At 33.1% G+C, this 13,388-nt stretch carries 11 protein-coding genes; 4 read left to right on the forward strand and 7 right to left on the reverse strand.

The genetic code is table 11. The features are described from left to right. Nucleotides 1-90: 90 nt before the first annotated feature. The 3 genes from ABDW27_RS14475 (at nt 91) to ABDW27_RS14485 (ending at nt 3,291) form a co-directional block, all read left to right on the forward strand. Nucleotides 91-2,097, forward strand: a complete 2,007-nt coding sequence (locus ABDW27_RS14475) for a TonB-dependent receptor plug domain-containing protein (protein ID WP_343696551.1) — start codon at nt 91-93, stop codon at nt 2,095-2,097. Nucleotides 2,098-2,137: 40 nt separating this feature from the next. Beyond that, nucleotides 2,138-2,482, forward strand: a complete 345-nt coding sequence (locus tag ABDW27_RS14480; RefSeq protein ID WP_343696552.1) for a heavy-metal-associated domain-containing protein — start codon at nt 2,138-2,140, stop codon at nt 2,480-2,482. Nucleotides 2,483-2,610: 128 nt separating this feature from the next. Then, nucleotides 2,611-3,291 carry a VTT domain-containing protein gene (locus ABDW27_RS14485; protein ID WP_343696553.1) on the forward strand — a complete coding sequence of 227 codons (681 nt, stop codon included), beginning with the start codon at nt 2,611-2,613 and terminating at the stop codon, nt 3,289-3,291. 200 nt (nt 3,292-3,491) lie between these two features. On the opposite strand, the gene rodA is transcribed toward ABDW27_RS14485, so the two are convergent. The 6 genes from rodA to purH all read right to left on the reverse strand — a co-directional run bounded on the left by rodA (nt 3,492) and on the right by purH (nt 10,759). Then, nucleotides 3,492-4,727, reverse strand: coding sequence for a rod shape-determining protein RodA (gene rodA / locus ABDW27_RS14490; RefSeq protein WP_343696554.1), 1,236 nt, complete (start codon nt 4,725-4,727; stop codon nt 3,492-3,494). Nucleotides 4,728-4,742: 15 nt separating this feature from the next. After that, nucleotides 4,743-6,707: a penicillin-binding protein 2 gene (mrdA, locus tag ABDW27_RS14495; RefSeq protein ID WP_343696555.1), complete on the reverse strand. Its 1,965-nt coding sequence runs from the start codon at nt 6,705-6,707 to the stop codon at nt 4,743-4,745. Then, a complete protein-coding gene (locus tag ABDW27_RS14500) occupies nt 6,704-7,210 on the reverse strand; it encodes a rod shape-determining protein MreD (protein WP_343696556.1) in 507 nt (168 codons plus the stop codon). The genes mrdA and ABDW27_RS14500 overlap by 4 nt, the downstream gene beginning before the upstream one ends. Further along, nucleotides 7,203-8,033, reverse strand: a complete 831-nt coding sequence (mreC, locus tag ABDW27_RS14505; RefSeq protein WP_343696557.1) for a rod shape-determining protein MreC — start codon at nt 8,031-8,033, stop codon at nt 7,203-7,205. Before mreC ends, ABDW27_RS14500 begins: the two co-directional genes overlap by 8 nt. A gap of 113 nt (nt 8,034-8,146) precedes the next feature. After that, nucleotides 8,147-9,175: a rod shape-determining protein gene (locus ABDW27_RS14510; protein WP_008466528.1), complete on the reverse strand. Its 1,029-nt coding sequence runs from the start codon at nt 9,173-9,175 to the stop codon at nt 8,147-8,149. A gap of 57 nt (nt 9,176-9,232) precedes the next feature. Beyond that, a complete protein-coding gene (purH, locus tag ABDW27_RS14515) occupies nt 9,233-10,759 on the reverse strand; it encodes a bifunctional phosphoribosylaminoimidazolecarboxamide formyltransferase/IMP cyclohydrolase (RefSeq protein ID WP_343696558.1) in 1,527 nt (508 codons plus the stop codon). A 165-nt stretch (nt 10,760-10,924) separates the two neighbouring features. Here purH and ABDW27_RS14520 point away from each other — a divergent pair, with 165 nt between their 5' ends. Next, entirely contained in the window at nt 10,925-12,172 is a 1,248-nt protein-coding gene (locus tag ABDW27_RS14520; RefSeq protein WP_343696559.1) for an ABC transporter permease, read from the forward strand. 332 nt (nt 12,173-12,504) lie between these two features. Here ABDW27_RS14520 and accD read toward each other — a convergent pair whose 3' ends face one another. After that, complete coding sequence (gene accD, locus ABDW27_RS14525; RefSeq protein WP_135221320.1) at nt 12,505-13,362, reverse strand: acetyl-CoA carboxylase, carboxyltransferase subunit beta; 858 nt, start codon at nt 13,360-13,362, stop codon at nt 12,505-12,507. Nucleotides 13,363-13,388: the final 26 nt, after the last annotated feature.

Genomic DNA, 13,388 nt, shown 5'->3' on the forward strand with positions numbered 1-13,388 from the left:
TTTTTTACATGGCTTGTATCAAACTGTTTGTATTTCTTTTTAGAGAAATAGCAAAACAGAAATTTCTAAATAACATTAAAATCTTTTTTTATGCCAAAAAATATCATGCTTTATATGATGTTTTTGCTCTCTTTTTCAGTGTTTTCACAAGAAAATCTGGAAGAAGTAAAAATCACCAAAAAGCAAAAAGGAATTAAAAAATCCTATAGCCTTACAGCCAATACGTCTTTAATTACAAGCAAAGAGCTTTTAAAAGCCGCCTGTTGTAATTTAGCCGAAAGTTTCGAGACAAATCCATCAATTGATGTGAATTTTTCAGATGCCTTAACCGGAACAAAACAAATCAAAATGCTGGGTTTAACAAGTCCGTATTTAATGATTACCGAAGAAAATATTCCTTCAGTTCGAGGGGCATCTCAGGCTTATGGATTGTCATTTACACCCGGGACATGGATTGAAAGTGTTCAGATTACAAAGGGAGCGGGGAGTGTTATAAATGGTTATGAAAGTATTTCGGGACAAATAAATACCGAGCTTTTAAAACCATTAAACGATATTCCGTTTTTCTTGAATGCTTATGGTTCTACCGATTCAAGATTTGAACTGAATACGCATTTCAATAAAAAATTATCAGACAAATGGGCCACCAGTTTGTTTGTTCATGGAAATACCCGTGTTGCAAAAAATGACATGAATAATGATGGATTTCTAGATAATCCGTTAGGAAAACAAATCAATATTTTAAACCGATACCAATATTATGATGCCGAAAGTGGTTTGGTAAGTTTTATCAATTTCAGATATATGAATGATAAAAAACAAACCGGAGAAGTTGATTTTGATAAAGATCGGGATAGAGGAACAACCAATCACTGGGGATCTGAAATCAATACGGAACGTTTTGATGTTTCAACCAAAATAGGTTACGTTTTTAAAGATATGCCGTATCAAAGTATTGGTTTTCAAAATGCTTTCAATAGTCATAAACAAGATTCGTATTTTGGTTTAAATCAATATGATATTCATCAGAATAGTTTTTATTCGAATTTGATTTTCAATTCGATTATCAATAATACGATGCATAAATTTACGACGGGTTTGAATTTTTCATACGATCAGTATCAGGAATTTGTAAATGTTACTGATTATAGCCGAATTGATAATTCTATTGGGGCATTTTTCGAATATACGTATGATAATACAGATAACTTCAGCATAATTTTGGGTGGAAGAGTTGATAATCATAATCGTTTAGGTTTTTTTGCAACGCCTCGTGTACATGTGCGATACAATCCGTGGAAAAATGGCGTAATTCGTTTTTCTGCAGGAAGAGGAAAACGTTCTGCTAATATTTTTGCTGAGAATCAACAGCTTTTCGCCAGTTCCAGAATGTTTTCAATTTTAGATAATAATGGAAAAATTTATGGTTTAAATCCGGAAATTGCATGGAATTACGGACTTAGTTTTTCGCAGAAATTTAAACTTTTTAATAAAAATGCTGAAGCAGGATTTGATATTTACAGAACTGATTTTCAGAATCAGGCAGTTGTCGATTTGATGCAGAGTCCGCAAGAGGTTTTGTTTTATAATTTAAAAGGAAATTCTTTTGCAAATAGTCTTCAGATAGAATTTAATTATGAACTAATTCACAATTTGAATTTGAGAACAGCTTATAAATATTACGACATTCAAACCGATTATTTAAGAGGAACTTTTCAACGTCCGCTTCAGGCAAAACATCGTTTTTTAGGCAATTTAGAATATGAAACGACTTTAAATAATGACAAGCAATGGAAGTTTGATTACACTTTTAACTGGTCAGGAAAACAACAGCTTCCGTATACGGCTTCAAATCCTGCAGCAGATCAGTTTCCTGATTTTTCTCCTTCGTATGCAGTTATGAATGCTCAGGTTACCAGAGTATTTTCACCAGTTTTTGAAGTATATGTTGGTGGAGAAAATATTGGAAACTATAAACAGCAAAAAGCAATTTTAGGTGCTGATAATCCTTTTGGACCCAATTTTGATGCTTCTGTTGCTTATGCGCCAATTTTTGGACAAATGTATTACGCCGGACTGCGTTTTAAAATAAAATAATTAATAACAATAATAAATTTATAATACTAAATAACAGAAAATGAAAAATTTGATTTTAATTACAATGATTACTTTTTTAGGATTTTCAGCTCAGGCTCAAACTAAAAAAAATAAGAATTTAAAATATACTGTAGAAGTTAACGGAAATTGCGAACAGTGCAAGAAACGTATTGAGAAAGCGGCGTTTGGAGTTCCGGGCGTAAAAACGGCTTCTTGGGATATCGATACACATCAGCTGTCTGTAATTTTGAATGAAGAAAAATCATCGACTCAGGATTTGAACAAAGCTATTGCAAAAGTTGGGCATGACACAAAAGAAGTCAAAGCTGCAGACGCAGATTATGACAATTTACATTCTTGTTGTAAGTACGAACGTGAAAAATAATTTTAAAAGCCCGATTAATCTTCGGGCTTTTTTAATAGTTAATTTATCTTTAAAATATGGCTTTTAATTGTGGTTAAGGTAAATAATTGTTAATTTCACAAACTTATAAGTATAACCAAATTCGTTTTATGAATAATTTTGAATGGACCCAGCTGCTAAACCCTGAATTCTATATAACTTTAAGTATCGGAGGTTTTGAGATTGGGTTATTTATTGTCTTGTTTATTGTTTTTGCTGAAACAGGACTTTTCGCAGGTTTTTTTCTGCCAGGAGATAGTTTACTTTTCTTAGCTGGTATTTACAGCCGCGATTTAATTCAAAATGTTGTTTATATTCCCGGAGATTTCATCAATGTATTTTTACTTTCATTTGCTGTTGCAATGATGGGAGTTTTTGGAAACATGACCGGTTACTGGTTCGGAGCAAAAAGTGGTTATTATTTGTTTAAAAAAGAAGATACTTTTTGGTTTAAGAAAAAATACCTTTTACAATCAAAAGATTTCTTTGAAAAGTACGGTGGAAAAGCAATTATCTATGCGCGTTTCCTTCCAATCTTTAGAACTTTCGCTCCAATTATTGCCGGAATAGTTTCTATGGATAAAAAGAAATTTATGTTTTATAATATTTTGAGTTCTTTTTTATGGTCATTTATTCTAATTTTTGCAGGCCATTATTTATATGGTGTATTCTTGAAAAAAGGAATTGATTTAAAAGAACATATCGAATATATTATCATTATAATCATCATTATTTCTACATTCCCGGTTTTATTAAAACTTTTGAAAAAAAGACCAAGTGAAGAAATATAATCGATAACTCAAAAATAAAAAAGTCCGAAGCTTTAAACTTCGGACTTTTTTTTATTCAATATCTTAAGAGGTTAATTTTGTATAGGTATAAATAAAATGTAACTCTTGTATTTTTATGTCCAGCATTGATGTAGACTATATTTTAAAATCACATTTGTGAGGATAAATTTCTATCAATTAACAATTAACAATTATAAAAATTACCATTCATTTACTTTATTAGCATCCATTTTTAAGAATATAAACAGCAAAATGGTGAATCCCCAAAGTCCCGAACCTCCATAAGAAAAGAAAGGCAGAGGTACACCAATTGTTGGGAAAATACCAACAACCATTGCAATATTTACAAAGAAATGTATAAACAGAATTCCGGCGACACAATAACCATAAACCCTGCTAAATTTGGTTTTTTGTCTTTCAGCTAAATAAATTACTCTTAAAAATAAACCTGTAAAAAGTAAAATAACTACTAAAGAGCCTGCAAATCCCCATTCTTCACCAACTGTTGTAAAGATATAATCGGTATGTTGTTCAGGAACGAATCCTCCTTTAGTTTGTGTGCCCTCTAAGAAACCTTTTCCAATCCATCCTCCGGATCCAATTGCAATTTCAGACTGGTTTGTGTTATAACCAATACCTTTCATGTCGACCGTTTTTCCTAACAGAATATTAAAACGGTCTCTATGGTGCTGTTTGAAAACATTATCAAATACATAATCTACAGAAAGAACAAATCCTGAAATTAGAACTAATAAAATGCCGCTCATTAGAATATTTCTATCGACAGCCCTGCCTTTAAAATGTATAATGATTAAAACGCCTAATGCGATCAAAATAACAACATAAGGCTCTAAAACGAGTGTTAGTACAAATAATAAAATTGTAATAAAACCAGTCCAGACATACCAAGATGGCAATCCTTCTCTAAATAATACTAAAATGAAAACGCTGTAAATTAAGGCACTTCCAGGATCCGGCTGCGGTAAAATAAGCATAACAGGCAGGAAAACAATGGCCAGAGCCTGCAATTGCCTGTTTGTTTCTTTTAAATTAATTTGCGTGTCACTTAAGTATTTGGCTAATGCCAATGAAGTAGCTGCTTTTGCAAATTCAGATGGCTGAAGTGTAAAGCTTCCTATGGCATACCAACAGCGCTGACCGGCAATCGTTTTTCCGAATAAGAATAAACCAGCCAAAGATAAGAGAGATACAGCAAAGATTATACTCGCATATTTTTCGTAAAATTTTCCATCAACAAAAAGCACAACAAAAATTAAAGGAATTGTACATCCAATAAAGATTAATTGTTTTTGATAGGTACCATCAGTCGATAATAATGAGGATGAGTAAATATTTAGCCATCCTAACACTACCAGCGCAATGTAGATAAAGACACTTATCCAGTCAATGTTATTTTTTACACTTTGATTTTTCATTTGAAATAATCTTTCTTAATTCTTTTTAGTAGTGTCTATTGGTGTTTTTTTAACTTCAGTCTTTGGCGTTACTGTTTTTGGAACTACAATTTTAGCTTTCAAAACAGAATCTTTTGGTGTTGATTCGATTGCGCTAGCTTCATTCATTCCTCCTAATTTTGCATACTCGCTCGCAAAGCTTTTATTTAAAACTCGAACTTCTAAATCAGTTCTGGTGATTTTCTTTCTTAAATACTTTTCGATCATTAAACTCGCAATCGGACCCGCAACTGTTGCTCCAAAACCTCCATTTTCAATCATAACTGCAATGGCAATTTTTGGATTGTCTTTTGGTGCAAATGCCACAAAAATAGAGTGGTCTTTAAGCTGAGTTCTTTTACCGTTAATTTTAGCAAAGTTTTCTGCCGTACCTGTTTTTCCGCAAATATCAATTCCGTTTACTTTAAGAGCGTAAGCCGTACCTTTGTTGTAAACATCAAATAAACCGCTGATAACCGGCGGGAAATATTTTTGATCAATTGTGGTTACGTGTTTTGTTGTGAACTTCGGATCAATTTTTTCACCTTCAATTTTTTTAATAATATGAGGAGTATAATAATATCCCTGATTGGCAACGGTTGCCATCATATTAGCAAGCTGAATAGGAGTCATTAAAACCTCTCCCTGGCCAATTGCGTTTGACACAATTGTTGTACTTCTCCAGCCTCCGTTTGGATAAATTCTCTTATATGTTTTTGAAGTTGGAATATTTCCTTTTTTACCTGTTGGCAAATCATATCCCATAAACTGACCTAAACCAAAACTTTTTACGTGACCACTCCAAACATCAACAGCCTGCCCCGGATCTTTATATTTATTAATTGTAAGCATATAAGCTTGTCCAAAATATGTATTACAAGAATTATAAATTCCATTATGCAATTGATGAGGGCCAAAACCGTGACATTTCATAAAACGACCACCTCCGTAACTAAATCCGTGATGGCACATAAAAGTAGTTTGTTCGTCTACAACTCCTTCCTGTAAAGCTACTAAACCAGTTAATATTTTAAATGGAGAACCCGGAGGATACTCTGCTAAAAGACCTCTGTCGTATAAAGGTTTAGCAATTGAATCGTGATATAAAAGTGTGTAATTTTTAGATCTTTGTCTTCCAACCAAAATACCCGGATCATAAGAAGGAGCAGTTACTAATGCCAGAATTTCACCAGTTTTTGGTTCAATGGCAACAATTCCACCTCTTTTATTAATCATTAATTCTTCACCATATTTTTGAAGTTCGGCATCAATAGTTAAATTGATATCTTCTCCGGCTACGGCAATGGTATCGTATTTTCCTTCTTTATAAGCACCAATTTCTCGGTTGTATTTGTCTTTTTGAATATATTTTACACCTTTTACACCACGTAAAATATTTTCATAGCTTTCTTCAACGCCTTGTTTTCCAATTAAATCCCCACTATTATAATATGGGTTTTTTGCGATTTGTTTTTCGTTTACCTGAGTAATGAAACCAAAAATATTGGCACCGTAATCTACTTCGTAATCACGAAGAGAACGTTTCTGGAAATAGAAGCCTTCGTACTTTCTAATTTTTTCCTGAAAAGCAGCGAATTCGGTTTTATTAAGTTGTGATAAAAATACAGATGGAAGTCTCGGACTGTAAACTTTAGCCTTTGCAATTCTTTTATCATATTCTTCTCTGGTAATATTTAAAAGAGCACAAAACTCAGGGATGTTAAGATTCTCCTTAACATCTCTTGGAATTACCATGATATCATATGATGCCTGATTGGCAACTAATAATTTGCCGTTTCGATCGTAAATATATCCTCGCTCAGGATAGTCATAGACTTTTTTAATCGCATTATTTTCTGATTTCAATTTGAATGAATCATCGATAATCTGCAAATAAAATATTCGAATCACTAGCAAAGATGCTGCAATAATAATTAAAGAGGGCAGCAGAACTTTTCTCATCGTTTATTGGGCTTAATAATATAAATTATTATAATTGAAGTGATTATTGTAAAAATAGAACTAAATAACGTTCGTAGTAAAATGTCGAATATAAACTTAAACTGAAAAGCTTCTAATGTAAATAATACAATGTGGTGTAGTAAAACAGAAACTAATATGAACGAGAACCTTTCCGGAGTTAAGGATTCATTTAGTTTAATAGTTTGATATTCATAACTCAAACCAAATGAGAACTTAAAGATATACGGTCGGTAATAAGACAGGATAACACAAGCCGTTGCATGAATTCCACCCGAATTACAAAACATATCCATTACTAATCCTAACAAAAAGCTGGAAATTATTAAACCAGATCTGTTACTGTTTACAGGATACAAGATTATGTATAAAATGTATGGAAAAGGACTTATATACCCTAAAAAATTCATGTTGTTGAAAATAACAACCTGAATTGCCAGAAGCATAATGAATCGAAAGATATTTACTAACAAAGCGCTACTCATCTTTTTCTTTGCTTTTGTTTTCTAAATTAATAAGTTCTTCTCTGTCTTTACTTTTAATAATGTAAACGTGACCTAAGTTGGTCATATCATTAAATAATTTAACATTTATGACATAGTAACTAGTACCAGTTTTAATAAATATTTTGTCAACTGTACCAATGTTTATTCCTTCCGGGAAAATTACTGACTGTCCTCCGGTAACAATGGTGTCACCTTTTCTAATAGAGGCTAATCTAGGAACATCTTCCAGCTGAACAAATCCTGTGTTTTTTCCGTTCCAGGTTAAAGAACCAAAATGGTTTGATTTTTTTATTTTAGCATTAATCTGTGATTTCATATTCAAAATACTCACCACAGTCGAGTAATTTGCCGAAGTATTGTCGATTACACCAATAATTCCTAAACTATTAATAACACCCATGTCTTGTTTAACTCCTTCGTTTTTTCCGGAATTAAGCGTGATATAGTTTTCATGTGTGTTATAAGAGTTATGAATCACTTTTGAAACAATAATATCGGCTGGTTTTACACCTTTTATACTGTCAGGCAGCGGTGCTTTTGTAGTGTCTTCTTTGTTGAATAAAAGACTTTTTAACCTTGCGTTTTCAAGTACAAGTTCGTCATTTTCAGTTCTTAAATTCAAGTATTCGTTAACATGGTTGATTTTTTCGTAAACACCTCCGCTTAAAAAATTAGCTGAACTGATTACTCTGCTTCTGTGATAGGAATGCGATTGAATTGTGAGAGTCAACGAAATACCTAAAAGCAGCAAAAACAGTAATCGATTACTGTTTCTTATAATGAAATTAAAAATTTGCTGCATTTCTTGTCTGGTTATTTTGTTTCAGGATATGCTTAAAGGTTTCAAGTTTTATTAGGGTTAAATATGAGAAATTTAACCCTAATAAAAGTATTTTGATTGTTATTTTTTGAATCTTATTTGATTAAGATGCTTTTAAATTTTGCAATGTTTTTAAGGGCCATTCCTGTACCGCGAACAACAGCTCTTAACGGATCTTCAGCAATGTAAACAGGTAAATCTGTTTTTTGCGAAATACGTTTATCAAGACCTCTTAACATAGAACCTCCACCAGCTAAATAAATACCGGTGTTGTAAATATCTGCCGCTAACTCAGGAGGAGTTTGAGATAATGTTTCCATTACTGCATCTTCAATACGCTGAATAGATTTGTCTAACGCTTTTGCGATTTCACGGTAAGAAACGTCAACTTGTTTAGGTTTACCTGTAAGTAAGTCTCTACCTTGAACAGACATATCTTCTGGTGGTCCGTCAAGATCTTCGATAGCTGCACCAATTTGAATTTTAATTTTCTCAGCAGTACTTTCTCCTACGAAAAGGTTGTGTTGTGTACGCATGTAATAAACGATATCATTTGTGAAAACGTCACCCGCAATTTTTACAGATTTGTCGCAAACAATTCCGCCCAATGCAATAACTGCAATTTCTGTTGTACCACCCCCGATATCAACAATCATATTTCCTTTTGGCTGCATGATATCGATACCAATACCAATTGCTGCTGCCATAGGCTCGTGAATTAGGTAAACTTCTTTTCCGTTTACTCTTTCACAAGATTCTTTTACCGCTCTCATCTCCACCTCAGTAATACCAGAAGGAATACATACCACCATTCTTAATGCAGGGGTAAACATTCTTTTTTTCAATGCAGGAATACTTTTAATGAACATATTGATCATTTTTTCCGAAGCATCGAAATCGGCAATTACACCATCTTTTAACGGCCTTATGGTCTTGATGTTTTCATGCGTTTTACCTTGCATCATGTTGGCCTCTTTACCAACAGCAATGATTTTGCCTGATACTCTATCGCGTGCTACAATAGACGGACTATCAATAACAACTTTATCATTATGAATGATTAAAGTGTTTGCGGTTCCAAGGTCTATCGCAATATCCTCGGTCATGAAATCAAAAAATCCCATAAGTTTTTTAGGGGTTTAAAATGTTATAAAATAATTTATCGAACAAAGTTAAACAAATTAATGTTTAAAATGACGTGTTCCTGTAAATACCATTGCAAGATTATTTTCATTGCAATAATTTATGCTTAATTCATCTTTTATCGAACCTCCTGGCTGAATTACTGCGGTTATTCCTACTTTTTTTGCTAATTCTACACAATCCGGAAATGGGAAAAATGCATCACTTGCCATCGAAGCACCGTTTAAATCAAATCCAAAAGCCTTTGCTTTGTCAACAGCTTGTATTAAAGCATCGACTCTTGAAGTCTGACCTGTACCTGAAGAAATCAATGTTCCGTTTTTTGCAAACACAATCGTATTTGATTTTGTGTTCTTGCAAATTTTAGAAGCAAAGATCAAATCTTCGATCTCCTGAGCAGTAGGTTCTGTAATTGTAACGGTTTTTAAATGCTCTTTATTATCTGTAATATTATTTCTGTCCTGAATTAACAAACCATTAAGACAAGTTCTTACTTGACGAGATGGTAATTCAACTTCATTTTGAACTAAAATAATTCTGTTTTTCTTTTCTTGTAAAACTGTAATTGCCTCATCATCATAAGCTGGAGCGATTACAACTTCGCAGAATAATTTATTAATTTCCTGAGCTGTTTCTAAATCAATTTTTGTGTTTGAAATTAAAACACCTCCAAAAGCTGATGTTGGATCACAAGCCAAAGCCGCTAAATAAGCTTCGCTGATTGTTTTTCTTGAAGCTAAACCACATGCATTGTTATGTTTCAAGATAGCAAATGTTGGTCCGTCAGTTTTAAACTCAGCAATTAAGTTTACAGCAGCATCAACATCTAATAAATTATTGTAAGATAACTCTTTTCCGTGGACTTTTTTGAACATAGCATCAAAATCTCCAAAGAAAAATCCTTTTTGGTGTGGATTTTCTCCATATCTTAAAACTTGTCCGTTTGCAATGCTTTCTTTGTAAATTGTTTCATCAGTATTGAAATAATTAAAGATAGCTCCATCATAGTGAGATGAAACATGGAAAGCTTTTGAAGCAAGCAATCTTCTGTTTTCTAAAGTTGTAGCTCCGTTTTGTTCTGTAATTAAATCTAAAAGCAGGCTGTATTCATTAACAGAAGCTACGATTACAGTATCTTTGAAGTTTTTTGCAGCAGCACGAATTAATGAAATTCCGCCGATGTCAATTTTTTCGATGATATCCTGCTCACTTGCACCTGAAGCAACTGTTTTTTCAAAAGGATACAAATCAACAATCACTAAATCAATTTGAGGAATGTCAAATTCTTTCATTTGCTGAACATCACTTTCATTATCCTGACGATTCAAAATTCCACCAAAAATTTTTGGGTGCAAAGTTTTTACTCTTCCTCCAAGAATTTCAGGAAAAGAAGTAATGTCTTCAACAGGAACTACCGGAATTCCAAGGTTTTTAATGAAATCTTCTGTTCCTCCAGTTGAGTAAAGTGTTACGTTTTGCTCGTGTAATTTTCTAACGATTGGCTCTAATCCATCTTTCGAAAAAACAGATATTAACGCTGATTGTATTTTTTTAGTTGTGCTCATTGTGTAGTTATGATTTTCAGACTGCAAAAGTAGTTTTTTTCTATATTATTTTAAAAGATTTTAATGTAACATTCTCTTAAAAAAATCTACTGATGAGTAAGTTAACTTTTATTAGGTTTTTGTTTTTAAATTATTGAATTTTACTTTGTTGAAAAATATTACAATATGCTTCTTTATTTAAGATTGTTAAAAGAAAGTCTAAGTTTTGCCATAAACGCTTTGCGAAATAATAAATTGCGCACCCTGTTGTCATTATTGGGCGTTACTATTGGTATTTTTTCAATTATAGCTGTTTTAGCCGCTGTTGATTCTTTAGATAAAAAAATCTCTAAAGACTTGAGCAGTTTAGATAAAAATACAATTTATTTAATGAAATTTAGCTTTGGACCTTCGGAAATTCCGCAATGGAAGAGAGAACAATTTCCAAATGTAAAATATGATGAATATATCGGATTGAAAAACTCTCTCAATAACACCGATCAAATTGGGTATCAGCTTTGGGTAAATAAAGAAACTTTAAAGTATGATTCAAAAACGGTTGCGGATGTTAGAGTTAATCCTTCTTCGTTTGAAATGGGAGATATTGACGGTTTGAGTTTTGATAAAGGAAGGTTTTATAACGAATCTGAATCGAATTCAGGAACAGCGGTTATTGTTTTAGGATATGATATTGCAGAAGGACTTTTTGGTTCAATGGATCCGATTGGAAAAAATATCCGTCTTTATGGCCAGCGTTTTAATGTTATTGGCGTTATGGCTAAACAAGGAGCTGGTTTTTTTGGCGATAGTAACGACACATCAGTTTATCTGCCGGCAAATTTTTTAAGACGAATGTATGGCGACAGCGATGCCATGACTCCAATGATTGTTTTAAAACCCACAAAAGGTGTTGATATGGAAGCGTATAAAGCTGAAGTTACTCAAAAACTGCGCACAATTCGCGGTATGAAAGCGGGAGAAATAGATAACTTTTTTATCAATATACTTTCCGGATTTACTGATTTTATTGACGGAATCTTAGGTCAGATGAATGTAGTAGGCTGGATTATCAGCGGATTTTCTCTTTTAGTCGGTGGTTTCGGAATTGCCAACATTATGTTTGTTTCGGTTAAAGAAAGAACAAATTTAATAGGGATTCAAAAATCATTAGGAGCCAAAAACCGATTTATATTATTTCAGTTTTTGTTTGAAGCGATAATTCTTTCTGTAATTGGAGGAATTATAGGTTTGTTAATGGTTTGGGGAATTTCAGTTATCTTAACAAAGCTGCTTGATTTTGAGTTTGTTTTAAGTCTTGGAAATATTCTTTTAGGCACTGGACTAGCTGCGCTTATAGGGTTAATTTCAGGAATTCTTCCGGCGGTCTCTGCTGCAAATCTTGATCCTGTTGAGGCAATTAGAACAGGAATGTGATTTTTTAAGACGCTAAGGTTCTGAGTTGCTAAGATTCTAAGGTTTTTTCTTGAAGGTTCAGAGGAGCAAAGAGGAGACGGGTGAAGTTTTTTAATTCTCAAATGCTGAGCTTAGACGTGCTTTGAAGACTAAATTTCGTGCAATTAAGTTTTAAGCTTATAATTCTTGAATAAATTTCGTAGGAATTAAATATCGGTAGCAACGGAATTTATTCCGTTAAGAAAATAAATTCCCGCATTCAAAAGTTCCGTAGGAACGACATATTTATACATAAAAAAATCCCAGAAAATTGCTTTCTGGGATTTTGTATTTGAAGAAAATAGTTTCAAAACTTATTTTCTAATATCATTATTCTGAATCAAATCGATATATAAGTTAATCTTATCTTTCAATTCTTTTCTAGGCGTGATAAAGTCTAAGAAACCGTGTTCTAATAAGAACTCAGCAGTTTGGAAACCTTCTGGTAAATCTTTTCCTGTAGTGTCACGAACAACACGAGGACCAGCGAAACCAATCAAAGCGCCCGGCTCAGAGATGTTGATGTCTCCTAACATTGCGTAAGATGCAGTTGTTCCACCCGTTGTTGGGTCAGTACAAAGAGAAATGTATGGTAATTTAGCTTCAGCTAATTGAGCTAATTTTACAGATGTTTTTGCTAATTGCATAAGCGAATAAGCAGCTTCCATCATACGAGCTCCACCAGATTTAGAGATCATTACAAAAGGCAGTTTATTTTTGATCGCGTGATCAATACCTCTTGCAATTTTTTCACCTACAACCGCTCCCATAGATCCACCAATAAAGGCAAAATCCATACAGCAGATTACAAGTTCTCTTCCTTTAGATTTTCCTACTCCCGTACGTACAGCGTCTTTAAGATGAGTTTTTTCCATAACATCTTTCAATCTTTCTGCATATTTCTTTGTATCCACAAAGTGCAGAGGATCTTTAGAAGTCATGTTTTTATCTAACTCAACAAATTCGTTGTTGTCGAATAAAATTTCAAAATAGGTTGCGCTTCCAATTCGAACGTGAAAATCATCTTCAGGGCTTACGAATAAATTTCTAGCTAATTCGTCTGCATCAATAATTTTTCCAGTAGGAGATTTGTACCACAATCCTTTCGGAACGTCCATCTTATCTTCTGTAGCGGTCGTAATCCCTTTTTCTTGTCTTTTAAACCAAGCCATTTTTTAAAATTTAAGATTTAAGATTT

The organism is Flavobacterium sp., from assembly GCF_039595935.1.
Taxonomy (GTDB): domain Bacteria; phylum Bacteroidota; class Bacteroidia; order Flavobacteriales; family Flavobacteriaceae; genus Flavobacterium.

Excerpts from the sequence above, each read along its gene's own strand:
- ABDW27_RS14475 (WP_343696551.1), top strand. The coding sequence starts at position 91 with ATGCCAAAAAATATCATGCTTTATATGATGTTTTTGCTCTCTTTTTCA.
- ABDW27_RS14480 (WP_343696552.1), top strand. The coding sequence starts at position 2,138 with ATGAAAAATTTGATTTTAATTACAATGATTACTTTTTTAGGATTTTCA.
- ABDW27_RS14485 (WP_343696553.1), top strand. The coding sequence starts at position 2,611 with ATGAATAATTTTGAATGGACCCAGCTGCTAAACCCTGAATTCTATATA.
- rodA (WP_343696554.1), bottom strand. The coding sequence starts at position 4,727 with ATGAAAAATCAAAGTGTAAAAAATAACATTGACTGGATAAGTGTCTTT.
- mrdA (WP_343696555.1), bottom strand. The coding sequence starts at position 6,707 with ATGAGAAAAGTTCTGCTGCCCTCTTTAATTATTATTGCAGCATCTTTG.
- ABDW27_RS14500 (WP_343696556.1), bottom strand. The coding sequence starts at position 7,210 with ATGAGTAGCGCTTTGTTAGTAAATATCTTTCGATTCATTATGCTTCTG.
- mreC (WP_343696557.1), bottom strand. The coding sequence starts at position 8,033 with ATGCAGCAAATTTTTAATTTCATTATAAGAAACAGTAATCGATTACTG.
- ABDW27_RS14510 (WP_008466528.1), bottom strand. The coding sequence starts at position 9,175 with ATGGGATTTTTTGATTTCATGACCGAGGATATTGCGATAGACCTTGGA.
- purH (WP_343696558.1), bottom strand. The coding sequence starts at position 10,759 with ATGAGCACAACTAAAAAAATACAATCAGCGTTAATATCTGTTTTTTCG.
- ABDW27_RS14520 (WP_343696559.1), top strand. The coding sequence starts at position 10,925 with ATGCTTCTTTATTTAAGATTGTTAAAAGAAAGTCTAAGTTTTGCCATA.
- accD (WP_135221320.1), bottom strand. The coding sequence starts at position 13,362 with ATGGCTTGGTTTAAAAGACAAGAAAAAGGGATTACGACCGCTACAGAA.